The sequence below is a fragment of the Ruegeria sp. YTSC004 genome, assembly GCF_059609805.1.
In genome coordinates this window covers 20,724-45,832 of record NZ_JBXWMJ010000013.1, presented here as the reverse complement: position 1 = coordinate 45,832, position 25,109 = coordinate 20,724, and the positions used below count along the sequence as shown (strand labels likewise).

The following is a 25,109-nucleotide window of genomic DNA, read 5'->3' as shown; positions in this document are numbered from 1 at the left end:
GTCTTTGTGTTTTGGTTTTGATCCGGGATCAGGCGTCCAGATCGCTCAGGTGGTGTTTTGCTTGTTGATCGATTGTCGCAATATCTTCACCCGACAGGCGCAATTGGCCCGCCCGTGCGTTTTCAGCCGCTTGCGTCGCATCCCGCGCCCCACACAGTGAAAAGGTGATGCCCGGCTGCTGAACAGTCCAGGCGATGACCGTCTGCGCTGGCGTCGCGCCGTGCGCCTCGGCAATCGGCGTTATGGTTTTCATCAACTCGGCCACCTTTTCCCGGTTGCCCTGCGAAAAGCGCGGGTTGTCCTTGCGCTGATCATCGCCGGTAAAGACCCGGTCGGGGCCGACCTTGCCCGTCAACAGGCCAAGCGCCAGCGAGGAATAGCTCAGCACCGAAACCCCGTTCTCGCTGCAGACGGGTAGCAGGCTGCTTTCGATGTCTCGTTTGACCATCGAATATTCTTCCTGAATGGCGTCCAGCTGACCGGCGGCGACATAGGCGCGAACGTCGTCCGACGAAGTATTGCTGGCCCCGATGGAGCGAATTTTGCCCTGCTGCTTGAGCATCTCCAGCGCCTCCATCGTCTCGGCCACCGGTGTCGTCGTGTCCTGCCAATGGGTGATGTAGTGGTCGATATAGTCGGTCCCCAGACGGGTCAGGCTTTGTTCGACCTCATGAATGATCGCATCCTTGCCCAGATAGCGATGCACCGGTCGGCCGTCATAGTCGAAGAAGTGGTTGCCTTTCTGCGTGTGCCAAACCAGCCCGCATTTGGTGGCCAGTACCACCTGATCACGACGGCCTTTCAGCGCCTTGCCCACGATGTCCTCGGCCACGCCTTGCCCATAGGCCGGGGCGGTATCAATCAGGGTCACGCCAGCATCGACCGAGGCCTGAATTGCGGCGATGGATTTGGCCTCATCTGTGCCACCCCACATCCAGCCGCCTATGGCCCAGGTGCCGAGCCCGATGGCCGAGGCCTCGATCCCGGACGTGCCGATTTCACGTGTCAGCATGTCATGCGACATTCTGCGTTCCTTCCATTTCTTCCAGAACCGCCTTGGCGGTCTCTTCATCGACAATCAGTGAATCCAAAAATTTACCGTTCAGCGCCGCAGTGATCGGCTGCACCTTAAGCGGGCCTGCGGTCACACCGATCACCCTTGTGCATTCGGCCAGATCACCTGGCGGCAATGCGACCAGACGCGAGTTCAGAGCGTAGTTCGATACAGCGCCGTTGCTGTGGATCAGATGCGCCAGAAACTCGGCCACGACACCCATCCCAATCAGCATCTTGCGATCCGCATCCGGTACGGGATGCAGGTCGTAATAGCTTGAACATTCCGGCTCTATCGAACCGATCCCGACCAGCGCCACATTCGCACGCCGTGCCAGATTCAGTACGTCGCGGATCGAAGCGACGTCCATCAGCATGTCCCGCTGTTGCTGGCTTTCGGCAAACAGCGGCGCATGCATCAGCATCGTCTGACCGCCCAAACGTTCCGCCATCTGCGTCGCCAGATGGTTGACGTCCGTGTAATACTTGCCCTGAACCCCGCCGGTCAGCGGCACAACGGTCACGTCAAAGGATTGTTCAGGAGCCAGGCTTTCCACCACGGCGCTGACGGCCTTGCCGCCGGTAATCGCAATCACGTCACCGTCGCGCAGGGTCTCGACCAGACGACCCGCAGCGGCGCGTCCCACCTGTTGCAGCGTCGTCTCGACACTGCCCGACACCGAGGGCGTCACCACTGCATCGTTCAGACCGGTGGTCTGTGCCAGCTCGCGCTCCAGATCCATCAACGTCTGGAACGGGGTTTCGATGTCGATCTTCACCATACCCATGCGGCGGCCCTGCGTGATCAGCCGGTTCACCTTGGACGTCGACAGGTTCAGCGCCTTGGCGATGTCCGACTGTTTCTGACCTTCGATGAAATGCAAGATCAGCACCGTGTGGATCTGTCGGATCAGTTCAAAGTCCTTTTGTTTATCCGTCATGGTCTACCGCCGCCGTTTGTTGAGGTAATGATCGATAGTCACCGCGCTCAGCAAGATCGAGCCGCGGATGATATCCTGCCAGTAGACCGACACATCCAGCAGGGCGAGCGAGCTGGACACCAGCGACAGCAGGATCACCCCGAGGATCGCACCCAGGATCGAGCCCGAGCCGCCATTCAGGCTGGCCCCGCCAATCACGGCGGCGGCGATGATCGTCAGCTCTAGCCCCAGACCAAAGGTGGGCTGGGCCGAGCCGAACCGCGCCATGTAGATGATCCCGGCGATCCCGCACAGGGTCGAACACAGGGTGGTGGTCAGGAAGATGACCTTTTTGGTCCGAATGCCGGAATACGCGGCGGCCTTTTCGTTGCTGCCGGTGTAGAACACCTTGCGGAACATGGTCGTCCGACGCAGCATGAAATCAAAGGCTATCACAAAGACCAGAAAGATGATGATTACAATCGGGACTGGTCCGATGCTGCCTTGCCCGATGAACTTGAACTCCGGCGGTAGGGTATAGAGGCCCAAGGGTCGTCCTCCGGTAAACAACAGGCAGGCGCCGCGCGCGATGACCATGATGGCCAGCGACACGATGAAATGATGCAGACCCACGCGGGTCACAAAGAACCCCATGAAAGCTCCGATCCCCGTGCACAGAGCGATGGAAATTGCTGAGGCAACCCAGGGGTCTACTCCGCTGAGAAACAGCCAGCCCGCGATCACCATTGCCAAGGCCGTGACCGAACCGACCGACAGGTCTATCCCGCCCGAAATCAACAGGATCGTCATCCCAATCACCAGAATGCCATCGACCGCAAAGGCCATCGACATGGCCCGCATATTCGCCCAGGTCAGAAAGTAGGGCGAGGCAAAGGACATGATCAGGAACAGCCCCAGAATGATCACGATCAGCCCGGTTTCGCGCATCCGAAACAGCCGTTTCAGCGGCGAGGTGCTGTCGCTCGGGTTTGCCTGGGCCATATTCACTGTGTTGTCCATCTTGTTTTCTCCGCTCATGCAACAGTGGCCTGCGCATCCATGACCGAGGCCAGATGCATGATGTTTTCTTCTGTCATATCCTCATCCGTTACCTGACCGCTGATTTGCCCTTCGCGCACCACCAGCACCCGGTCACACACACCGATCAGTTCCGGCAGCTCCGAGGAGATCACCACGATTCCGACGCCATCCCGCGCCAGATCCCGCAGAATGCGGTGGATTTCAGCTTTTGCGCCCACGTCGACCCCGCGGGTCGGTTCATCCAGAAAGATCAGCCGCGGGTTCACCGACAACATCTTGGCAAGCGCCACCTTCTGCTGATTGCCACCTGAGAGCGACGACACCGGATCGGAGAGGGATCCGTATTTCAAGTTTAGCTTTCGACCCAGCGCTTCGGCCTGCGCCTCCTCCGAGGCCGATTGAATCAACCCCAGCCCATTGGCTACCTGGTCGGGCTTCAGGGCCGAAATATTGGCCGAGATCGGCAGGTCCAGAAACACGCCGTTGCCTTTGCGGTCCTCGGACAGGTAGACCATGCCCTTTGCGATACTGTCCTGATAGGTGCGCAGGTTTAGTTTTTCGCCATTCAGCCAGACCTCTCCCGAGATGTCGCCTTCCAGACGGCAGATACCCTTGGCGATCTCGCTGCGGCCTGCACCGATCAGCCCGGCGATGCCCAGAATCTCACCCTTTTTCAGGCTGAAGGATACATTGCGGAACCGCGTCGCCTCGGTCAGGTTGCGCACATCCAACAGGATATCGTCCGATTTCTCGTCTTTGGTCTGTTTCTCGGGATACAAATTGTCGATCACCCGTCCGACCATGGCATTGACCACGTCCGAGGGCTGAATCTCTGCCACATTCTGCGTCACGATATGTTGGCCATCCCGGAACACGGACACCCGGTCGCAATTGTCGAATATCTCGACCATGCGGTGCGAGATATAGATGATGGAAATACCTCGATCCGCCAGATCACGCATGATCCCGAACAGGGTTTGGGCCTCGGCCTCGGTCAGTGCGGCGGTGGGTTCGTCGAGGATCAGGATACGGCAATCAAGGGTCAGCGCCTTTGCAATCTCGACCAGTTGCTGGTTCGAGATCGACAGGTTCTTGACCAAAACGGCCGGATCAATATTGCTGAGCTGGCGAAAGACGTCGCGGGCCTCATGCTCTAGCTTTTTGTAATCCATCAGCCAGGACCTGCTGACATTTGTCTTGGCCATAAAGATGTTTTCGGCGACTGACACATCCGGGCACAGGGCGATTTCCTGATGGACAAACCCGATACCTAGACGCTGTGCCATTGTCGGCGAGGTGATCTTGACCGGCTTGCCATCCAGCGTGATCTGCCCGTCATCGGGTTGCAGGATGCCATCGATCACGTTCATCAAAGTCGATTTACCGGCCCCGTTCTCGCCTGCGATGGCGTGTATCTCACCTTTGCGCAGTTCAAAGTCGACGCCGCGCAAGGCTTTGACTGGGCCAAAGGACTTGCTGAGGTTCGAGATTTTCAGGATCACATTGTCTTGCATGACACCATCGCGCCCAGTTTCGTTTGGGGTGGGCGTTGCCTTCGATTGCAAGGCAGCACCCTTTTCGGGGATCAGGCCGGATCGCGGCCTTCCATATAGACGTTCAGGTCAAAGCTGTCGGCATTGTCCTTGGTGATGACGGCAAAGCCGTTGTCCATGAACGGGATCTGAACGGGGTTGAAACCACTGGTTTGCCAGTCGTTGAACGGGTCAAAGACATCCGCCCGATTGGCCAGGTGCACCGCCATGAAGCCCATGAAGCCCTGCACACCCTGGTTGGGGTTCAACGACATGTGAATGTTGCCCGCCTTGATATGTTCCAGCGTTGTAGGCGTCACATCCGCGTGCATGATCAGCAGGTCCGAGTTCGCTTCCAGCTTGGCCGCAACCGCGCCTTCGGCTGAACCTGCCTCAGGGATCCAGATCGCGGCCACATTCGGGTTGGCCTGAATGATCGACGCAGTAGCGCGATAGGCGGCGTTGCTGTCCTGATTGGTGGCCTGACGACCGACCAGGTTCATGTTCGGATAATTCTCTTCCATATATGCGACCAGGGCCGTCACGCGTAGGTCGTGGTTCGATTGGCCCGGGTTCTCCAGCACCGCATATTCCGCGCTGTCACCCACTTGCTTGACAATCTCTTCGGCGGCAAATTTCGCCTCGGCCAGGTTGTCCGACGTAATATACGCGGTCCGGTCCGAGTTCGGGCTGTCGGCGGCAAAGGTCACGATCTCGGTTCCATTGCCGATGGCCCGGTTGATCGGCTCGATGAACGGGTCCGACTGCATGGGGTGCAGCAGGATACCGGCGGGGGTCTTGACCAGATCCTGTTCGAACGAGGCGATTTGTTTGGTGATATCGTAATCGGGTGTGCCCGAGAACACCGTTTCGCAGCCGAATGCCTCGGCCGCCTGTTTGAAGCCCTGGTAGACAGGCACCCAGTAGGGGTGGCCCGAGACCATGACGTTCATGATATACGTCTCACCGGGTTCGCACATGATCCCCTCAGCCGCCGCCGGAGCTGCGGCCGAGATGCTGCCGACGAGTGCAGTTGACGCAAGAACTGTCTTGAGTTTCTTATAGTTCATGGAATTCCTCCCTAGGTCGATTGCTCGTCGCTCCTGAAATAGATTTCCTCCACAGCATCAGGAACGCAAGAAATTTCAGTGTGCGCATTTTGTTGCACAGCTTTATTCATAGGTGGAGCGTGCGCTTGGTCAACGAAGTTTAGGAAAATTCCCAAAACTTGAAAAAAATTTCACAAATACTCGCGCTGTGTCGCCGACTATCGGTTGTTTCGCAATCTATTGTAAAAGCCAATCTAGGCGGTTTACTGGACACATCTATCCTGCGGATAATGCAATTTGTGGACAGCTCCGGTGTTGCAAGGGTTTTCTTTGTGATTTTGATCGTTTTGCGTAGCGGTCATTTGTGCGGCGCGTTTGACCGCTGGCCCTGATGAAATCCACTTGCTGGATCCCTATCAAGCCCGAAGTGGACATTGGATTTGAAGCACACTTGGCGGGTCAGCGGAAAAAGCTGCCAGCCCGGATGACCGTCTTTTCTCCAGCGTAAATTTGTTGGTTGTCTTCCAATAGACCCACTAAAAGTCGCACGTCCACAAGGCCGCCATACTCTCGGAACTGGAATTGCCTGAGAAAGAGACTGAAGACTTAAGTGCGTTTACGAAGACGCTATCCTGTACACAGTCGCCCGAGATTCAAACTTATGGCTTCATTCCTGCAGAGCAGGTCAGAAAAACAAACGCCGTTCGCTGCAACTTGCGTGAGTAATTGCAGCTTGTCCGAAGGGTACACAAAAATCCATCGGGATGGCCAAAACTCACTCCCCAAAAACAAAGAGTGAATGGTGTGACTACATTCCAAAATGTTGCTTTTTAGGTTCCAAATGCACCTGCCCTTGAAAAAGTTTATTCCGAGTACTTTCGAAAAACCCGCACGACGCCCATCGTCTAAATTTTTTTGTTTTCAATACAGTAAGGCGCTGTATCTTGAACGGAAAGGACCACCGTTGGGACGCGGGAGATTTCACAATGGAATTGATTACAGAACAACTGCGCGCCTTCCCGATCATGGCACTGTTTCTTTGTCTGGGTCTGGGATACGGCGTAGGGAAGTTTCGGGTCGGCAAGTTCGAACTGGGGGGCATCGCTGGTACGTTGTTGGTGGCGGTCTTCATTGGCCAAATCGGCGGTATCAACCTTAGCACCGATGTTCAGAATGTATTCTTTTCCCTCTTCATTTTTATGGTTGGCTATAATGGCGGGCCTCAATTTTTTGCGGCCTTGAACCGAACTGCGCTGACCAAGTTACTTGCCGCGTTTATGATGACCCTTTGGGGGTTGTTTTTTGTTATTGTTGTTGCTCGGTTGGCCGGCTTGGACAAAGGGTTGGCGGCTGGATTGGCCGCTGGTGGCCTGACACAATCTGCAATCATCGGCACCGCTGGAAATGCCATCGATCTGCTTGGGCTGGCCGCAGATGAGGCGGAAAAGCTAAAAACTAACATCGCCGTAGGATACTCGGTCACTTATATCTTCGGCTCGATCGGCCCGATTTTGGCAGTTAGTGTCATTCCAATCATCATGCGTGTCGACCTGCGAAAAGAAGCGATTAAGCTGGCTCAGAAACTCAGCGGCGGCGGTCGCAAACTAGAGGAAGGTGAGTTCCTTCCTATGAACCGGTTTGACGCCCGAGCCTATCAGGTAAATGCCGATGCAACCATTGCCGGAAAACCCGTCAAAGACATCGAAAGCGGCTATGATGGCGATCTGATCGTCGAACGGTTACTCCACGATGGCGCTCCTGTGGATCCGAATCCTGAAACAGTAGTCAATGCAGGAGACGTTGTGGTCGTCTCCGGCCTCGTAGCGACTTTGACCCAGTTCGAGCGTAGCGCCAGTGGTGAAATCGGAGAGTATCCTCCTGAACTGACGGTTGTAGAGGAACGTCGTAACGTAGTGGTCACCAACCGCAAACTGACTGGCAAAACGTTGGCAGAATTGAGCGAGGCTCTGACTGCGGATCAGAGGCGCGGTGTTCATATCTCAAAGATCACCCGCATGGGCCATGATGTCCCCGTCTTGCACAACACTGAGATCCACGCAGGGGACGAGGTCAGTATTGTCGGTCACAAGGACGATCTGAACCGAGTTGCGAAAGTCGCGGGCTACGTTCCGCCTTCGGCCTCGGTAACCAATTTCATTGCATTGGGGATCGGCGTGGCCATCGGCTATCTGATAGGAGAGATCAGTTTTGTCATCGCGGGAACGAAGGTGGCTTTGGGGTCCGGCCTTGGTTGCTTGGTGACTGGGTTGATCATCGGCTACATGCGCATCCGGCGACCCAAGATCGGCGGTATTAACCGTGGAGCCGCGAATTTCCTTCAGAGCTTTGGATTAGCTGTGTTCGTTGGTGTCGTTGGCCTCAATGCGGGCAAGCCCGCGCTAGAGGCGATTCAGGAATATGGGATCACGCTGCTGCTGTTGGGTGTAGTGGTTACATTGATGCCCATGATCGTGCAGTTCCCAATCAACTATTTCGCCCTGCGTATAAAAAACCCGATTGAGGCCTGTGCGGTTGTGACCGGATCACGCTCGGGCAATCCCGGTTTTGCGACACTATTGGAAAAGGCTGGAAACTCGACTCCCACACCGGCCTTCACCATGACCTATGCCGTGGCCAACATCTTCCTGACGCTCTGGGGGCCGCTGGTTGTGGCTTTTGTTCCGTAAGTCAAACCGGAAATGGGCGCGACAACCGGGATCCTAACTTGGAAGGGTGGGATCAGCGTGTGTGGCAACCATCACGCTAATCCGTTCCTCATTGCTATTGCTAGATTTCAACCGTGCAAAGGCAGTCCTTTCGAGGCACGGTAGGCCTGCACGTAACCAGTGGCCACTGCGCGCACCGCTCTTCCGATCTGGCGGTAGGCACTATCATCCAAATTGGCGAACGATACCCGCGCCGACCAGTTGGGCGCTTCAAAGCCCGATCCATTCAGCAAAACGATCCCGTGATCCTGAGCCAGTTTGAAGGATATATCTAGCGGGTGGACATTCTCCTTAATCCATTCGACCACCTCTTCGCCCACGTATTTACGGAGCCAGAATTCGAAGTCGATGATACCGTAGTATTTGTCGAATAGCGGGTTATCTGGAACTTCGATGCCCATCCCTTCGACCAATTCGTCAAAGCGATGCTTTAGAATACCCCAGCAGAATTTCTGATAGGCTTTCTCTTCGTCCATAAGCTCGACCAGTGAAAACAAAGTCATCATCACCTGCTGCGGCAGTGATAGACCTGCGGTGTGGTTCAGCGCGACATCGCGACTGTCAGCAACGATCCGGTCAATGAACTTGAACGAGGATGGATCGGGCGTCAACGTTTCGTACCGGGCGTTGACGACGGCCTTGGTTTCGTCCGGAGCCTCCGCAATCATCTTGTCGAAGATGTTGTTCTCGGCCACCAAAATCGCGCCCAAACGCCACCCGGTACAACCAAAATACTTGGAGTAAGAATAGACCCCGATGGTATTCTCAGGCAGGTGCCCCAAGATGGACTGAAAGTTTGGAACGAAGGTCCCGTAAACATCGTCAGTCAGAATGATCAGGTCCGGGCGGCGGTTCTTTACGAACTCGACAAGCCGAGTCGTGACTTCAGGGCTGATTGCAACTGATGACGGGTTGCCCGGGTTGACCAGAAATAGTGCTTTGACTTTCGGGTCGGACAAAATTTCGAAATCATCGTCGTTCAGTTGAAAGTGGTCCTCTTCTTTCGAAGATACATCCACTGTGTTCAGCCCGTAGTCCTCAAGTACCGGCATTTCCAGATAGGGCGTGAAAATCGGTGTGCCCAACGCAATGGTGTCGCCGGCATTCAGCAACCGCTGGTTCTTGAGTGCCTTGAAAATGTAACACATCGCAGCGGTTCCACCCTCAACTGCGTAGATATCGAACTTCGCATCCGGTCGGTTCCCCGCGCACATCGCCCACATGACGTATTCGTGGACAATCGCCTCGTTGTGCTCCATGCACCGGTCGGGCATCGGGTAATGGTCGCCAACAATACCGTCGGTCAGCTCAAGCACGAAATCGTCTGGCGTAAAACCAAATCTCTCAATCGCAAAATCCACTACGGCCACCAAAGTTTCCGCCCCTGGAGGGCCGTTTCCTTCAACCGATTTGGCGCAATAAGCTTTTAGCCGGTCATAACAGCCTGGCCCTTGCGGCATCCCAGCCAAACCGACCTGCGGTTCATTCCGATGGCGCTGAGCTTCTGCCATAGCGAACTGCCCTAAAAGGAAAAACGCCTCCCGCGCTTTAGTGGCGATCCAGTTAGGGTTCCCTCGACCGGCATTAAGATATGGCAGAGCCATCTGCCGCGCCTCTTTTTGCGCCAACTTGATAAGTTCGTCTTTGATTTGGAAAGGACTTAGGTTTTCAAATTTATGCAGGTTGAGCGATTCTGGCATGACATCAAATCCTTGCGCTAAAACAGATGACGTAGTTTAGCGGATCGCATGCAAGGCATTGTGTCAATTAAAACAACGCTAATTGAAGGGAACGGTGTAAAACCGAAGACTACTAGTCTTCGTAACAAGCCTTGGGCGTAACCATTTTGCAAGGCAGACAGAGTGATGGAATTTACGCCGAGGCTTTGGGCTCGGTAGTGACATCCCACGAACATTTGCAAAGTTCTCTATCTGCGCATAGCTGCCATTTTTGAGGATCCATGCCGCAACTGCAGCGAACGGCAGCTTGGTGGCCAGACTGTTACTTTTTCAGTTCGACAGAATGATACAATCGCAACTTGCGGTGGGGTTTTCTTCCCCACCATTTTCCTTTCGTGGGCCAGCGGGATTTGGACAGGTCAAACGCTCTGGCCGTCAGTGTGAGGGCGCGGCCCTCCCCCTCGGGCAACCCTATTAGACCGGCCGTGTCCTCGGCCGTGCCTGCGGGCCGCACCACCCCTGCCGATTAGCATTGCCTCGCCCCCTCCCGCGTTCGCCACGTGGCAGATCAGCAGGAACAGGCGGCTTCGCCGTCTGATCTGCAAATCAGCCCTGATTTCCGGAAGGGAAGTCAGATCAAACGAAACAGTCTACGGGAGAACGAAAAAGGGGGTGTTGGGTCAGTTTATGACGCAAAGGTCAATTTCGTCTGACGTCCAACTGTCGGGCGACACATAGTTTTGCCACTCAATGACAGCTAAGCTATTGATTTTGAATCATGCGGAAATTCTTCTGCGCACAGGTTTTGCCATTTGCGACTCAAAAGCCTTCCACAACATGGGTACTTTTAGTTAGCCGTCATTACTCGAAATACGGTGAAAGCTGGGAAAGCGTCTACGTCGAACTTCAGCACGAAATGAAGTCCGTCATGTGATCAAATATACTTGCCCTTCAAGGAAGGAGACACCGAACGACGGGATTTCAGAAGAGAATACAGTTTCAATTGAACGTGTTCAGAGGATCAAACCAAATCCCGAGCCTAAATTTAACCAAGTTTTGCGTTTCATTCTTCAATCCTGAAACCCATTTCAAGCATCTGCTTTAGACAGTTACGGCCTGCAACAACTTATCGCGTGTCACGTCTTCCCTAGTGCCGTTGATCAAGACTTCTCCGCGTCGCAACACGATAAATCTGTCGGCAAGGTCATAGGCAAAGTCAAAGTATTGCTCCACCAGGATGATTGCCATTCCGCTCGTGGTTCTGAGGTGCCGGATGACTTCGCCTATCTGTTGGATGATGTTGGGCTGAATTCCTTCGGTCGGCTCGTCCAACAGCAGCAGGCGTGGCCGCGTGATCAGTGCCCGCGCGATCGCCAGCTGTTGCTGCTGACCGCCAGAAAGGTCACCTCCACGACGGTTTTGCATCTGCTTGAGAACCGGGAACATGTCAAAAATTTCATTTGGAATAAAATGCTCGCTGGCTGCCAGACAGGCGTACCCCGTTTCAAGGTTTTCGCGAACTGTGAGCAAAGGAAATATTTCACGACCTTGTGGAACATAAGCCACGCCTTTCCACGCCATTTGATGAGCAGGCAGGACACCCAAAGGTTTCCCGTCCAGTTCCAGATTGCCACCCGAGCGCAGATGCGTACCTGATATTGCTTTCATCAGGCTGGTTTTCCCGACACCATTGGTCCCCATGACACAAGTCACTTCACCTTGTCTGGCTTCCATGTAAATCCCGTTGAGGATTTGCGAATGCCCATAATGTAAAGTCAGATCCGTCAGCTTCAGCATTGTTTAGCGCCCTAGATAAACGTCGATGACGTCCTGGTTAGATGTCACGTGATCAAGACTGCCTTCAGCCAAGGCGGACCCTTCGTGTAAAACCGTGACTTTGCAATTCAGGCGTCGGACAAATTCCATATCGTGTTCCACCACGACAACGGCACGGATTTTGGCGGCTTGTACCAGTAAGTCGGTGGTGTGTTCGCGCTCCTGCGGTGTCATGCCGGCGGCAGGTTCGTCCACCAGCAAGAGTAGTGGCTCCTGGGCCAGCAGCATGCCAATTTCCAGCCATTGTTTTTGACCGTGGCTCAGTTCACCAGCTTTGCGGCTTAGGTCTTGATGCAGACCGATTTCGACAGCCAGATCTTCAACTTTCTGCAAATCCTCAGTGGTGGTTCGATAGAAAAGCACGTGAAGCCAGCCACGTTTGTTCTGAAGCGCCATCAGCAGATTTTCGTGCACGGTCTGGTCTTCGAAAACCGTTGGTTTCTGAAACTTCCGCCCGATCCCAGCCTGCGCAATTTTTGCTTCGGAAAGTCCCAACAAAGATAGGGATTTCTCTCCCCAGATGACACGCCCTTCATCGGGCCGGGTTTTACCTGTGATGATGTCCATGAACGTAGTCTTACCGGCCCCGTTCGGGCCGATCACTGCGCGAAGCTCAACGTCGCCGATCTGGAACGACAAGTTGTTGATAGCTCGGAAACCGTCGAAAGTGACCGAAACACCGCTAACCTCAAGCAAAGTGTTCATTCCATGGCCTCCTTCTCTCGCAGAGCGCCGTCACCCGGTCCCAAATTTGCCCCATGCCTGTCCGGGTGGCGGCGATCGGTCCACAAGTCGAACAATCCTCCGATGCCCTGAGGGGCAAACAACGTAACCAACACGAAAGTTACGCCCAGTAGCACCTGCCACCAATCAACCCATTTGATCGTATAAAACCCAAGCGGAATATCCGGGGCCTGCCCGCCCGTGAACCACGTGCTCAGAAGGCTGACAAAGGCTGCGCCAACTACCGCGCCGTACAAGCGGCCTCGTCCACCGATGGCGACCCAGACGGCCAAATAGATCGAGGCGATGGGGGCCATCTCCTCGGGATTAATGATGCCAGCTTGCGGATAGTAAAGCGCGCCGGCAATGGCTGCGATGCAAGCAGTCAGGGTGAAGACGGCCAGCTTGTAGACCTCGACCGAGTAGCCAAGGAAGCGCACTCGTGCCTCGTTATCGCGAATGCCGCGGATGACCGAGCCGAACTTGCCTGACACGATCCATGCGGCCAGCATATAGCCCAGACCCAGCGCCAGTGCTGAAGCCCAGAGGAACCAGATCGACACCACGTCCTGCGAGGCGGTGACACCTGGCAGGTTCTGCAAGCCGGACAGCCCGTTATTACCGCGCAAGCCGCTGTCGTTCTGGAACAGGTACAGGGCCAGCGCCAGAGTCATAGCCTGGGTCAGGATCGACAGATACACACCGGTGACACGGCTCCGGAAAGCCAACCATCCAAAGATCAGCGCCAGTAGACCAGGGACCAGCACGATCAGGATCAGTTGCAGTGTCAGGCTGTGGGAAAACGCCCAGATCAACGGAAATTCCGACGATCCGACAACGCCAAAGACTTGTGTAGCGATGGCGTCCACCACCTCGGCCGAAGTCGGTGGAATTTCGGCCTGTGCCAGCGAGTCTACCACGATCAGGCGTGTACGCTCGTACATCAGCCACATACCGATCATGTAGCCGCCCAGCCCGAAAAAGGCGAAGTGGCCCAACGACAGGATGCCAGTGAAGCCCCAGACCAGATCCATCGCCACTGCGATCAGGCACAGGCACAGGGTCTTGCCCAGTGTTTTAACGAAACTGGTCGAGATTACGCCGATCCCGAAACCCTCGGACAGGATGGTCACGCTCAGGGTGAACAGGGACAGGATGGCAAGAAAGACCAGCACGGATGGGTTCTTGGAGATAAAGCTGCGTTCCATGGCTCAATCCCCCGCCGCGCGGCCCTTGAGGGCGATGATGCCCCTTGGCCGGAACTGGATGAAAATGATGATGAAGATGATCATGTAGGTTTGCGCCGCGAGGGTGTTCGATGGGTTCATCCACTCGATCCCTTTCTGCAGGAAGCCGATCATTCCGGCACCCGCCAGCGCGCCCCAGATGTTGCCGACACCGCCGACAACGACGGTCATGAAGCTTTGTACGATATAATCGTTGCCCAAATCTGATGTGACCTTGGCAAAGAGGCCGATGGCGACACCCGCAATCCCGGCGATGCCCGAGCCCAGCCCGAAGGTCAGCATGTTCACCCGCCCCGGATTGATCCCCATCGACCCCGCCATGCGCGGGTTCTGCGTCACCGCGCGCATCTCAAGCCCCAGCCGGGTCCGTTTCATGATGTAGAGGAACAGCCCCAGAAAGATCATAGCCAGCACGAAGATCGCGATGCGGATATAGCTGATCGCGACCACGTCGTTCAGCATCCACGCCCCGTTGAGCCAGCCTGGAGCGGTCAGCGGACGAGCCTGTGTACCAAAGATGTTCTTGGCCAGTTGCTGCAGGGCAATTGAGATACCGAACGTCGCCAGAAGTGTCTCCAGCGGCCGGGCGTATAGCCAGCGGATCACCAACCTCTCCATTGCGACACCCATGGCAAATGTCACGGCAAAGGCCATGGGGATTGCCACGACGATCGAAAGCGTGTGGTCAGGGATAAACTGTTGCACCACGTAGCCGGTATAGGCGCCCATCATAATAAACTCGCCATGGGCCATGTTGATCACGCCCATCACGCCGAAGGTGATGGCCAGACCAATGGCGGCGAGGAAATAGATCGACGCCAGTGAGATCGCGTCCAGCGTCAGGTCGAGTGTTTGGTTCAGGCCGACCTTCAGTTCGATCTGTTCCAGAGTTTTCTCGGCTGCTTCGGTGACCTCAGCAGACGACTCGCTGTAGGTCTCGAAGAATACATGCGCGTTTACTGCAGCGTCAATGTCTGCGTCCGTGAATAAGGCTGGCACAAGCCCGGCCTCTGCCAGAGAGGCATACGCACGCTCGCGCATTGCATCTGAACTCAGTTGCGCGACGGGAATGTCACCTACACGACCACCGACAATGTTAGTCGATAGTGCCGCTCTGATATCATCCGCTGAAACACGCGGTGGGGCGAGGTTTCCCGCAACGAGCAAGTCATATGCTTCGTCGGACGTTAAGACTTCTGAGCCCGCTTCAAGAATAACTGCGACGTTCAGGTCCGTGGGCAATTCGAGAGCGGCGTGCCGGGAGGTGACGACCAAAGGGTTCAAAGCGGCACGAACATCTACGCCCAGATCGCCGGACATTTCTTCGATTGCGGCCACGCGGGCTGCGGTATCTTCGTCAAATCCAATCGTCAGCAATCGTTCAAGCCGCTGTTTTTGCGCTTTCAATTCCGTGTCCGGTTCATCGTCTATCGAAGCCCGCAGCGGCTCTAATAGTGCGCTTTCGAGATCACGCTGAATGGATTGCAGGGCCGCCAGCCGCTTCGCGCGGTTGGGATCGGTCAGTTGGAACTGCACCAACGCTGTCCCAATCATCGCGCGGATACCGCTGTTGGGCTTCAACTGCTTAAGCTCGGACTTCTCGAAGGTGCCGACGATCGCACCTGTATCGAAATCGGTCAGTTCATACGACCGCCCCTCACCTTTCTGGCCAGCGAAGAACAGACCGTCAGACTTGCGCATCCACATGTTTTTGGCGGCCCATGTCTCAAGCATTACTTGCGCCTGAGGCAAACCGCTCGACGCAATAGCATCAATCGCCGGTTTGATCGTCTTACGCGAGCTTTTGGCGATGATCTCCTGATGTTCTTGCAGGATCGGTTGCAGACCGACCTCTTGAGCGTTTGCAGTCAGGCAGGCGCACAGGATTGCGAGGCCCGCAAGGAAAAGTCGTACCATGTGGTGAAACCCGAATGTCTTTTGTGGCAAGGCGGGCAAACAAACCCGCCTTGCGTGGTCTGTTAGTAGTTCGACAGGGTCTGAACGCAGGTCTTGGTCTCGGTGTTGTACATACCGCAACCCAGCTCTTTCCAATCAGAGACCAGCACAGCCGACTCCGGAAGGAAATCAGTCCACGCGTCACCCGGCACGACTTCGGTTTCGCTGATGATATCGAACTGGCCGTCTTCCTGAATCTCACCGATCAGAACCGGTTTCGCCAGGTGGTGGTTTGGCAGCATGACGGCGGTGCCACCGGTCAGGTTCGGGAACTCCTGCCCGTACATCGCAGCGCGCACGGAATCGACTTCGGTCGAACCGGCCTCGGTCGCGGCGTTCACCCACATGTTGAAGCCGATGTAGTGCGCCTCCATCGGGTCGTTGGTCACGCGTTCATCGCCCATGGTGGCTTTCCAGGTGTCCACGAATTCTGCGTTGACCTCGGTATCCGCCGACTGGAAGTAGTTCCAAGCGGCGAGGTGACCGACGAGGTTGGTGGTATCCAGACCGGACAGTTCTTCCTCACCGACCGAGAAGGCCACGACCGGAATGTCATCTGCCGAAACACCAGCCGCTGCCAGTTCCTTGTAAAATCCGATATTGGCGTCACCATTGATGGTCGAAATCACGCCGACTTTCTTGCCATCCGCGCCTAACGCGACCACATCAGCCACAATCTTGGACCAGTCGGAATGGCCGAAAGGGGTGTAATTGACGAAGATATCGTCATCAGCAATACCCTTTTGTTTCAGATAGCTTTCAAGAATATTGTTGGTGGTTCTGGGGTAGACATAGTCCGTGCCGAGCAGAGCAAATTTCTCGACCCCCAGTTCCTCCAGGAAGTAATCGGTGGCCGGGATGGCCTGTTGGTTCGGAGCTGCACCGGTGTAGAACACGTTTTTCGATGACTCTTCACCTTCGTACTGCACCGGGTAGAACAGCAGGCCGTTCAACTCTTCGATGACAGGCAGAACCGATTTGCGGCTGACGGACGTCCAGTTGCCAAAGATTACATCCACCTCATGCACGGTAAGCAGTTCACGCGCTTTTTCAGCGAACAACGGCCAATCCGATGCAGGATCCACCACGACCGCCTCAAGCTGTTTGCCCAGCAGGCCACCCTTGGCGTTTTGCTGGTCGATCAGCATCAGCATGGTGTCTTTCAGCGTGGTTTCTGAGATTGCCATCGTGCCCGACAGCGAGTGCAGTACGCCGACTTTGATCGTGTCATCGGCCGAAAACGCCGCGGTGGCCAAAGCAGCAAATACAACCGATCCGGCGAGCGTTGATTTGAGTGAATTCATGTTTTCCTCCTGGCGGGGCCGGGAGAGAGGGCTTGCGCAATGGCGCACTCTTCTTCTACCTGATCCCCGCAACTGTTGTTGCGTTCCGTGTGGCGGTTGTGTTCGAGGTCCAATTCGCGCAGCCGTCACACACCCCCGGGTCGTTTCCGCGGTGGCACCCATACGGTTTCTGCATCGCAGCAAGCTTGGCAACTTACCATTTACCCAATTTGGGAAATCGGCGAGATGCGCCTATTTTTTCATCCAAGACCGGGGTCGCTGTCTAAAATTTAGACGCGCGATGTCGAAATAAGCAGATTTCGACACTGTAGATTAGTGTTCCGCCCCTTCAACAGAGAAACAGGTGCCACCAAACCAAGCTCTATAGGTGCCTTATTACCCAAGTTACAGCCATATTGCCCACGCACAGTGCTGTTCCACCGCGTGCTGCAGGCGCCGTCAGCTTGAGCACCAAGCAATTGGGCGACAGGACGGTGCTGAACAAGTTTCGCCAGTCCGGCTCTTTTAAGTGCCTGTTCCCCAGAACCAATACACCTGATCTTGCCGCGGTTCTCTTAAACACTGCCGGCGGTGTAACCGGCGGCGATTCATTTCGATTTGCCGGCAAGGCGGCGAAAGGAACGGCGCTGACCTTGACAACACAAGCCTGCGAGCGCGCCTACAAGGCCAAGCCGCAAGAATGTGGCCAGATTACCAATCATCTGTCTGTTGAGACTGAAGCCCGACTGAACTGGTTGCCGCAAGAGACCATTCTGTTCAATGGCAGTGCTCTGAACCGACGCCTGAAAATCGAGATGGCGCCGGATGCCGAAATGCTGATGGTAGAGCCTCTCATCTTCGGGCGCATCGCAATGGGCGAGACGCTTACCGATATCCGCCTAAACGATCAGATCGAGATACAACGCCAAGGAAAAACGGTGTTCCTTGACGCGATCCGGTTCTCTGGTGATTGGCACAAGCATCTGTCCAAGCCGCATATTGCAAACGGCGCAGGAGCGATGGCGCTGATCGTCTTTGCTTCGGAGTTAGCCGAAGGTCATCTGGATTCCATTCGCAAAATGCTGCCCGAGGACGCAGGGGCAACACTAATCCAAGACGGCCTTTTGGCTATCCGTATTCTGGCAGACAACAGCTTGGCTCTTCGCCGCACATTGATGCCGATTTTGCGCTGGTTGAACAAAGACACATTACCCCGATGCTGGATGCTCTGACATGAACCTGACACCTCGTGAAAAAGACAAACTTCTGGTCGCCATGGCCGCCGAGGTCGCCCGAAAGCGGCTGGACCGCGGCGTCAAACTGAACCACCCCGAGGCTATCGCCCTGATCACCGACGCCGTGGTCGAGGGCGCGCGAGATGGCCATTCGGTTGCCGACATGATGCAGGCCGGGGCTGAAGTGATCACCCGCGACCAATGTATGGAAGGCGTGCCCGAGATGATCCACGAGGTGCAGATCGAAGCCACCTTCCCGGATGGCACCAAGCTTGTGACTGTCCATAACCCTATTCGCTAAACCTCAGAGGAGTTCCCAATGTATCGAATGCTGTTTCCCGCCCTTATTCTGGCTGGCCCTGCCATGGCCCATTCGGATACCCATGTTCACTCCCATGGCAGTGATTATGCTCTGCTCGCAGCTGGGCTGGCATTGATCGCGGTCATCGCTGTCACAGTGATTATGAAACTGCCAAAATGATCCCCGGTGAGATCATACCCGCCGAGGGTTCACTGACGCTCAATGCCGGACGCAGCAGTCTTCTTGTTGTTGTCGCCAATACCGGTGATCGACCCGTTCAGGTCGGCAGCCATTACCATTTCGCCGAAGCGAACTCCGCCTTGGATTTCGCTCGCTATGCAGCTTTAGGGATGCGATTAGACATCCCAGCAGGTACTGCCGTGCGATTTGAGCCGGGTCAGACTCGCGAGGTTATGCTGGTGCCCTACGACGGGCGCCGCCACATCTACGGTTTCAATATGCATATCATGGGGGCTCTGAAAAATGCCGGGCAAAATCAGTCGGAGTGACTACGCCTCTATGTTTGGCCCCACGGTCGGCGACAAAGTACGATTGGCGGATACCGATCTGATTATTGAGGTCGAGAAAGACCTGATCGTTGAGCGTGCAACAGCCGCGCGTTTCAGCGAAACCGGGCACCGCGAAGACGTCTATGGCGAGGAGGTCAAGTTCGGTGGCGGCAAAGTCATTCGTGATGGAATGGGGCAATCTCAGTTCACGCGCGCCGAGGGCGCCGTGGATACGGTGATTACCAACGCGCTGATTGTCGATCATTCCGGTATCTACAAAGCGGATGTGGGGCTTAAGAACGGGCGGATCGCCAAGATCGGCAAGGCGGGAAACCCCGATACGCAGCCTGGCGTAGACATTATCATCGGTCCGGGGACCGAGGCAATCGGAGGCGAGGGCCGCATCCTGACGGCGGGCGGGTTCGACAGCCATATTCACTTTATCTGCCCACAACAAATCGAAGATGCGCTGCATTCCGGCCTGACCACTATGCTGGGCGGCGGCACCGGTCCGGCGCATGGGACGCTGGCGACCACCTGCACCCCCGGCCCCTGGCATATCGGGCGGATGTTGCAGGCGGCAGATGCCTTTCCCATGAATCTGGCCTTTGCAGGCAAGGGCAACGCCTCATTGCCCGCAGCGCTTGAGGAACAGGTCCGTGCTGGGGCCTGCGCCCTGAAACTGCATGAAGATTGGGGCACGACCCCTGCCGCTATCGACTGCTGCCTATCGGTGGCTGATGCGATGGATGTGCAAGTGATGATCCACACCGACACGCTTAACGAATCTGGATTTGTCGAAAACACCGTGGCCGCCATAAAAGGCCGCACGATCCACGCCTTCCACACCGAAGGCGCTGGCGGAGGCCATGCCCCGGACATCATCAAGATCTGCGGCGAGAACCACGTTCTGCCGTCTTCGACGAACCCGACGCGGCCCTTCACCGTGAACACAGTCGAGGAACATCTGGACATGCTGATGGTCTGTCACCACCTCGACAAATCTATTCCCGAGGACGTAGCCTTTGCAGAAAGCCGCATTCGGCGTGAGACAATCGCAGCCGAGGATATCCTGCACGACATGGGTGCTTTCTCGATCATCGCGTCTGACAGTCAGGCCATGGGTCGAGTTGGAGAAGTCTTGATCCGCACGTGGCAAACCGCAGACAAGATGAAGAAACAGCGCGGGCGCCTGCCCGAGGAAACCGGTGAGAACGACAACTTTCGCGTCCGCCGCTATATTGCGAAATACACCATCAACCCGGCCATTGCACATGGCCTGAGCCACGAGATTGGTAGTATCGAGGAAGGCAAACGCGCTGACCTCGTCCTGTGGAACCCGGCCTTTTTCGGCGTTAAGCCCGAGATGGTTCTGCTGGGCGGCACGATAGCCTGTGCGCAGATGGGCGATCCCAACGCGTCGATCCCTACACCGCAGCCGGTTTATAGTCGCCCAATGTTTGGCGCTTACGGACGGTCGGTGGAAAACTCGGCGATCACATTTGTCTCGCAGGCGGCCCATGTGGATGGGATCGGTGATACACTGGGATTGGCAAAGCAAACCGTCGCCGTCCAAAACACACGAGAAATTGGCAAGCGGAATCTTCTGCTGAACAACGCGACACCGCATGTCGATGTTGACCCGGAAACCTATGAGGTGCGCGCGGATGGCGAATTGCTTACCTGTCAGCCTGCCGAAGTTCTACCGATGGCACAGCGATACTTTATGTTCTGATTAAAATTTACGCTGCATTGCAGCAAACGCATCCCGGGCATGACCAATCGCCTACTACTAAGCGAGTGAAAGATGACAGATATTAGAACGGAAGGGAGGACCAACGTCTCGCAATTTTACGAGGGTCCCAATGGCACACACAGAAAATCAACAGCATTCCGGTTTTTCCGTATTCGGTCTGTTCTCGGCAATTGGTTCGTCGATCTATTCGGCTCTTGCTCGATTGGCAGAAGCACGATCGCGCACCGATCAAATCCAGTTCCTGCAATCGCTGAGCGACGAAGAACTGCGCAAACGCGGCCTGTCACGCGACCGGATCGTACAACACGTTTTCGCGGGTTCTATCTGGTAATAGCTACCCGTTCCACAGAGGGGGCGCTGGCATGACCATCCTCCTTTGTACAGCACGGCGGTATTCTGATCATCTACACGGCGAGCCTGCAGATGCCCTGTCGCTGACCTATGAAGACCGTTTTTTGCGGCGCAAGGTTCTGACCTGCGAAAGTGGTGAACAGATTCTCATCGACCTGGCACAAACGACTTCGTTGAACCACGGCGGCGCGTTGGTTCTGGACGATGGTCGCGAAGTGGAAATACAGGCTGCGCCCGAAGCATTGCTGGAGGTAAAAGCCCCGGATCTGACGCGCATCGCGTGGCATATCGGCAATCGCCACACGCCTTGCCAGATCGAAAAGGCTCGCCTGTTGATCCAGGTCGATCACGTAATCCGAGATATGCTTCTCAAAATCGGGGCTACCGTGCGAGAAGTGCACGAGCCGTTCACCCCTGAAGGCGGCGCCTATGGCCACGGCAGGACCCATGGCCACACCCACTGACGCCGACATCCTGACGCTGACACAATGGTTGTCCCCTGCCTATCCTGTGGGGGGGTTTGCCTACTCTCACGGACTTGAATCCGCGATTGACCGGGGAACCGTCGCGAATTCTCAGGATACCGAAGCCTGGATTTCAGATGTGCTAGAATATGGCTCTGGTTGGAATGATGCTCTGTTCGTTGTGGCGGCCTTCAATGCGCTGGACAAAGATGAACTGATCAACGTCGATGTCACGGCGCGGGCCTTTTGCGCGACATCCGAAAGGCTCATGGAAACCGAGTTGCTGGGACAGGCCTTCGGAAATGTCACCAAAGGTGTCTGGGAATTGGACCTTGGGCACTTCACCTACCCCGTCTCGATTGGACGGGCTGCAAGACTACAAAACCTTCCCTTGCTGCTGACGACCAAGATGTTTCTGCAAGCATTCGCAAGCAACCTTGTCGCCTGTGCCACGCGCCTTGTGCCACTTGGACAGACCGATGCTCAGAGGTTGATCCGTCAACTGACACCGCTGTGTGCCCAGATTGCTGAAAACGCAAAAAAGGCGAGTCTGGACGAGTTAAGCTCTACTGCGTTCTTGGGGGACATTGCGGCCATGAAACACGAAACACAATATTCGAGGATTTTCCGCACATGACCAGTATAAACGGCCCTCTTCGCGTAGGTATTGGAGGCCCGGTAGGAGCCGGAAAAACTACTTTAACCGCCGCCTTATCTGAAGCGCTGCGCGATGTCTGTTCGGTGGGTGTTATTACCAACGACATATATACGCAGGAAGATGCCGAAGCGCTGATGCGCATGCAGGTCCTGCCGCGGGACAGGATCATCGGCGTCGAAACTGGCGGTTGCCCGCATACAGCAATTCGCGAAGACGCCTCGATCAATTTGGCCGCCGTCGCCGAGATGCAGACACGTCATCCGGATCTCGACATTGTTTTGATTGAAAGCGGAGGCGACAATCTATCAGCCACATTCAGCCCGGAACTGGCGGATCTGACCATCTACGTGATCGATGTCGCCGCAGGCGAGGAAATCCCCAGGAAAGGCGGACCGGCGATTACGAAATCGGACATCCTTGTAATCAACAAGACCGACCTTGCGCCGCATGTTGGCGCTTCGCTGGAGGTTATGGAACGTGATGCGCAAAGAATGCGTAAAGGACGGCCCTTCTTGTTCTCGTCACTTCGTCACAGAAGCGGGGTCGACACAATTGTGGATCTGCTTGTGAAAGGGGGAGGTTTAGAGGTTTCGAAAGCGAGTTAGCTCCCGAGACGAAGAGGCCAAGTTATCGATGCTCAAAGCTGATTGGACAAACCGAAAGCACGATCATCATTTTGGCATTTGTCTGGATGTAATATTTTGTTTTTGTCTGCAGGCTAACTGCAAACGAAATTCACCACGGCATTTTTGACAAAATTTGTTAAGAAAAACCTTTTCCTTGACCCGCTTGTTGCGTATCCCAGCTATCAGTAACCAGCGTATCGAATGGCAAGTTTTCGCAACCATCGGGTGACTTGCCGCGCTGTAACAAACCGCGAACGTCGTTGAAGCGGTGTTATGTGAAGCGATCTCTGGTTGAGTGATGGCCGTTCAGTGGAACAAGTTCTAAAGGCTGCCTCGCGGGACAAAGCACCAATTCGCTGCGCTAGCGCCAAGGTCGGCAATCAAGGGCGCGCCTAGTGTTTTGGGCGCGCTCAGTTCTTCGACCTAATCCTGCCGGACTATGGCACTGTAGTCGCCGCGCAATTGAAGTGTCACCGCACCGACCATGTGGCGAAGGTTGTCATCCTTAGTCATGCGGTGGGTTGCGGCTCGCTTGAATTTCCTGAACGCGCTCGGGCCAAGTGGACCTTATGTAGGCGAGAATGTCCCAAATATCGTTATTGGTGAGGGTATCACCAAATCCAGGCATGCCACTTGCAAAGCCGTCGACGCCACGCGCGGCTAACGCCTCCTCGCCACCCAGTAGTGTGTATTCGAACAAAAGCTGGTTGTCGTGGTGCCAGGTATGCCCGGTCTCGTCATGGGGTGGTGCAGGCAGAATGCCGTTGTCGTCAGGCGTCTGCCAATCCGGCTGCCCTTCGAGATTGACGCCATGACAGGACGCGCAGTGTTCGGCGTAGAGGGTCTGTCCATTGGTCAAATCCCGGTCGTCCATTTCATGACCGGCACTTGCACTCGTGGCGAAGCTGAAAAATGTGACGATCAAAAAGTCGAGCCTGGCCATGCAATACCTCAGTTCGGTAGGGTCAAAACACTGGTGAGCGTCGCGGTTGCTGCAAGGATCACAAGAATGATTACTGCTTCGATTTCAATGGAGCGTACCAAGTGGCGGGCAGCTTTTTTGTCCCCGGATTGCATGGCCGGGACGAAGCGGAGTTTGTTTGCAGCGGCCAACATCAGGACCGCGCCTACGAGCGCGAGTTTGATTAGCAGGGTTTGCCCGTAGCTTGTTGTCATTAACGCCCACATATCGCCAAGCAACATCCAAGCCATCAGCAGTCCCGCCAAAATCAATACAGGAACAATAATCGAAGCCGCCTGCCCAAACCGATGCCCCAACATGGCCGCGTTGTTCAGATATTCTGGCCGTTGGGACAGGGCGCGCAACGGCCCAAGGATACCGATCCAAAACGCAACTCCCAGAAGGTGCAGGAGCAATAGCAATCGGACGCCGGTTTTCTCCAATGCGGGGACATGCCCGACCTGAGCAAATGACCAAAGCGCGAACAATCCGCCTGCAAATGCGACCCATTGGCCGACTAGGGGTATAAATATCCCGAAGATTATCAGAACCGCCCCGACAACCCGATAGATCAGAACGTCTCCAACCGGGGTTTGCCACAACAGACCGAGCATTTCTGGATCGGTCATACCATCGGCTCCACCCGTCAGGGCGGCACCACGCAACATGAACCCAAGGACAGAGCCCGCAAGCGCGAGCCCCGCCAACATAGCAATCTGAACACGCATCTTATCGCCAAGTGGTAACACTAGGTCGGCAAAGACAGCCCGAATGATCAAAAGACCCGTCGTGCCACCAATGCCGACATACAGCATCAGCTTGGACAGTATCGCGCCTATTCCCCAGATATCGGGCATGGTCAATCTACTATGAAGGTGAACTCGCCCTGCATGGCGTGCCCGTCTGCCCCCAAGCCACGCCATTCAATGCGATAGATGCCTTCGCCCATGCTCTGAACCGGGAGTTCAAACGCGCGGCCAAATTTTGTTTGATCTCCTAGGTCGAGCGTGACGGTATGAGCCTCCTGATGGATCATGTTGACTTTTGTCAGGCGAATATCATCCGCGAATTTGAAACTGATCTCAGAGGGCACTTCGGCAACAGTCGCGCCGTTTTCGGGTGTGGTGGTGTCCACGCTCGAATGGGCAAACGCGTTTGTGGCAAGCATGGAGATCAATACCGATGTGGTGAGCGTCTTCATTG

The 25,109-nt window shown here is 55.5% G+C and carries 24 protein-coding genes; 10 read left to right on the top strand and 14 right to left on the bottom strand.

The window, feature by feature from the left end; translation table 11 throughout:
• Window positions 1-28 precede the first annotated feature (28 nt).
• From AC2FFP_RS19570 to AC2FFP_RS19550, 5 genes are read right to left on the bottom strand one after another with little or no spacing between them, the layout of a single operon-like run.
• Window positions 29-1,024 carry an aldo/keto reductase gene (locus AC2FFP_RS19570; RefSeq protein ID WP_496845170.1) on the bottom strand — a complete coding sequence of 332 codons (996 nt, stop codon included), beginning with the start codon at window positions 1,022-1,024 and terminating at the stop codon, window positions 29-31.
• Window positions 1,014-1,994, bottom strand: a complete 981-nt coding sequence (locus AC2FFP_RS19565; RefSeq protein ID WP_496845171.1) for a sugar-binding transcriptional regulator — start codon at window positions 1,992-1,994, stop codon at window positions 1,014-1,016. Before AC2FFP_RS19565 ends, AC2FFP_RS19570 begins: the two co-directional genes overlap by 11 nt.
• A gap of 3 nt (window positions 1,995-1,997) precedes the next feature.
• Entirely contained in the window at window positions 1,998-2,993 is a 996-nt protein-coding gene (locus AC2FFP_RS19560; RefSeq protein WP_496769444.1) for an ABC transporter permease, read from the bottom strand.
• Window positions 2,994-3,007: 14 nt separating this feature from the next.
• Window positions 3,008-4,579 carry a sugar ABC transporter ATP-binding protein gene (locus AC2FFP_RS19555; protein WP_496881389.1) on the bottom strand — a complete coding sequence of 524 codons (1,572 nt, stop codon included), beginning with the start codon at window positions 4,577-4,579 and terminating at the stop codon, window positions 3,008-3,010.
• Between the two features lie 20 nt (window positions 4,580-4,599).
• Window positions 4,600-5,616, bottom strand: coding sequence for a substrate-binding domain-containing protein (locus AC2FFP_RS19550; protein WP_496725649.1), 1,017 nt, complete (start codon window positions 5,614-5,616; stop codon window positions 4,600-4,602).
• Window positions 5,617-6,581: 965 nt separating this feature from the next.
• On the opposite strand from AC2FFP_RS19550, the gene aspT reads away from it, so the two are divergent.
• Window positions 6,582-8,282, top strand: a complete 1,701-nt coding sequence (gene aspT / locus AC2FFP_RS19545; protein WP_496769448.1) for an aspartate-alanine antiporter — start codon at window positions 6,582-6,584, stop codon at window positions 8,280-8,282.
• A gap of 107 nt (window positions 8,283-8,389) precedes the next feature.
• On the opposite strand, the gene AC2FFP_RS19540 is transcribed toward aspT, so the two are convergent.
• The 6 genes from AC2FFP_RS19540 to urtA all read right to left on the bottom strand — a co-directional run bounded on the left by AC2FFP_RS19540 (window position 8,390) and on the right by urtA (window position 17,066).
• Window positions 8,390-10,021, bottom strand: a complete 1,632-nt coding sequence (locus AC2FFP_RS19540; RefSeq protein WP_496881388.1) for a bifunctional aspartate transaminase/aspartate 4-decarboxylase — start codon at window positions 10,019-10,021, stop codon at window positions 8,390-8,392.
• Window positions 10,022-11,101: 1,080 nt separating this feature from the next.
• Complete coding sequence (urtE, locus tag AC2FFP_RS19535; RefSeq protein ID WP_496725652.1) at window positions 11,102-11,797, bottom strand: urea ABC transporter ATP-binding subunit UrtE; 696 nt, start codon at window positions 11,795-11,797, stop codon at window positions 11,102-11,104.
• Between the two features lie 3 nt (window positions 11,798-11,800).
• Complete coding sequence (urtD, locus tag AC2FFP_RS19530) at window positions 11,801-12,541, bottom strand: urea ABC transporter ATP-binding protein UrtD (RefSeq protein WP_496769451.1); 741 nt, start codon at window positions 12,539-12,541, stop codon at window positions 11,801-11,803.
• A complete protein-coding gene (urtC, locus tag AC2FFP_RS19525) occupies window positions 12,538-13,767 on the bottom strand; it encodes an urea ABC transporter permease subunit UrtC (RefSeq protein WP_496769453.1) in 1,230 nt (409 codons plus the stop codon). Before urtC ends, urtD begins: the two co-directional genes overlap by 4 nt.
• Before the next feature lie 3 nt (window positions 13,768-13,770).
• Window positions 13,771-15,723: an urea ABC transporter permease subunit UrtB gene (gene urtB / locus AC2FFP_RS19520; RefSeq protein ID WP_496769455.1), complete on the bottom strand. Its 1,953-nt coding sequence runs from the start codon at window positions 15,721-15,723 to the stop codon at window positions 13,771-13,773.
• Between the two features lie 62 nt (window positions 15,724-15,785).
• Window positions 15,786-17,066, bottom strand: coding sequence for an urea ABC transporter substrate-binding protein (gene urtA, locus AC2FFP_RS19515; RefSeq protein ID WP_496769457.1), 1,281 nt, complete (start codon window positions 17,064-17,066; stop codon window positions 15,786-15,788).
• A 395-nt stretch (window positions 17,067-17,461) separates the two neighbouring features.
• On the opposite strand from urtA, the gene AC2FFP_RS19510 reads away from it, so the two are divergent.
• The 9 genes from AC2FFP_RS19510 (at window position 17,462) to ureG (ending at window position 22,924) form a co-directional block, all read left to right on the top strand.
• Window positions 17,462-18,277, top strand: a complete 816-nt coding sequence (locus tag AC2FFP_RS19510; protein ID WP_496881387.1) for an urease accessory protein UreD — start codon at window positions 17,462-17,464, stop codon at window positions 18,275-18,277.
• Between the two features lies 1 nt (window position 18,278).
• Window positions 18,279-18,581 carry an urease subunit gamma gene (locus tag AC2FFP_RS19505; protein ID WP_170519446.1) on the top strand — a complete coding sequence of 101 codons (303 nt, stop codon included), beginning with the start codon at window positions 18,279-18,281 and terminating at the stop codon, window positions 18,579-18,581.
• Between the two features lie 18 nt (window positions 18,582-18,599).
• Window positions 18,600-18,761, top strand: a complete 162-nt coding sequence (locus tag AC2FFP_RS19500) for a hypothetical protein (protein ID WP_496725659.1) — start codon at window positions 18,600-18,602, stop codon at window positions 18,759-18,761.
• Window positions 18,758-19,090 (top strand): urease subunit beta, encoded by a 333-nt coding sequence (locus tag AC2FFP_RS19495; protein ID WP_496769460.1) that lies wholly within the window; start codon window positions 18,758-18,760, stop codon window positions 19,088-19,090. The genes AC2FFP_RS19500 and AC2FFP_RS19495 overlap by 4 nt, the downstream gene beginning before the upstream one ends.
• On the top strand, window positions 19,065-20,825 hold the full coding sequence (ureC, locus tag AC2FFP_RS19490; RefSeq protein WP_496769462.1) for an urease subunit alpha: 1,761 nt from the start codon (window positions 19,065-19,067) through the stop codon (window positions 20,823-20,825). The genes AC2FFP_RS19495 and ureC overlap by 26 nt, the downstream gene beginning before the upstream one ends.
• A gap of 130 nt (window positions 20,826-20,955) precedes the next feature.
• A complete protein-coding gene (locus AC2FFP_RS19485) occupies window positions 20,956-21,177 on the top strand; it encodes a DUF1127 domain-containing protein (protein ID WP_170519457.1) in 222 nt (73 codons plus the stop codon).
• Window positions 21,178-21,208: 31 nt separating this feature from the next.
• The gene (locus AC2FFP_RS19480; RefSeq protein WP_170519459.1) at window positions 21,209-21,661 is read left to right on the top strand and encodes an urease accessory protein UreE; all 453 of its coding nucleotides are present in this window, start codon (window positions 21,209-21,211) and stop codon (window positions 21,659-21,661) included.
• A complete protein-coding gene (locus tag AC2FFP_RS19475; RefSeq protein WP_496769464.1) occupies window positions 21,627-22,298 on the top strand; it encodes an urease accessory protein UreF in 672 nt (223 codons plus the stop codon). Before AC2FFP_RS19480 ends, AC2FFP_RS19475 begins: the two co-directional genes overlap by 35 nt.
• Window positions 22,295-22,924, top strand: coding sequence for an urease accessory protein UreG (gene ureG / locus AC2FFP_RS19470; RefSeq protein ID WP_170519465.1), 630 nt, complete (start codon window positions 22,295-22,297; stop codon window positions 22,922-22,924). Before AC2FFP_RS19475 ends, ureG begins: the two co-directional genes overlap by 4 nt.
• Before the next feature lie 526 nt (window positions 22,925-23,450).
• Here ureG and AC2FFP_RS19465 read toward each other — a convergent pair.
• From AC2FFP_RS19465 to AC2FFP_RS19455, 3 genes are read right to left on the bottom strand one after another with little or no spacing between them, the layout of a single operon-like run.
• Window positions 23,451-23,888 carry a c-type cytochrome gene (locus AC2FFP_RS19465; protein ID WP_496881386.1) on the bottom strand — a complete coding sequence of 146 codons (438 nt, stop codon included), beginning with the start codon at window positions 23,886-23,888 and terminating at the stop codon, window positions 23,451-23,453.
• An 8-nt stretch (window positions 23,889-23,896) separates the two neighbouring features.
• On the bottom strand, window positions 23,897-24,763 hold the full coding sequence (locus tag AC2FFP_RS19460; RefSeq protein WP_496769469.1) for a CopD family protein: 867 nt from the start codon (window positions 24,761-24,763) through the stop codon (window positions 23,897-23,899).
• A gap of 2 nt (window positions 24,764-24,765) precedes the next feature.
• Entirely contained in the window at window positions 24,766-25,107 is a 342-nt protein-coding gene (locus AC2FFP_RS19455; RefSeq protein WP_496769473.1) for a copper resistance CopC family protein, read from the bottom strand.
• Window positions 25,108-25,109 lie beyond the last annotated feature (2 nt).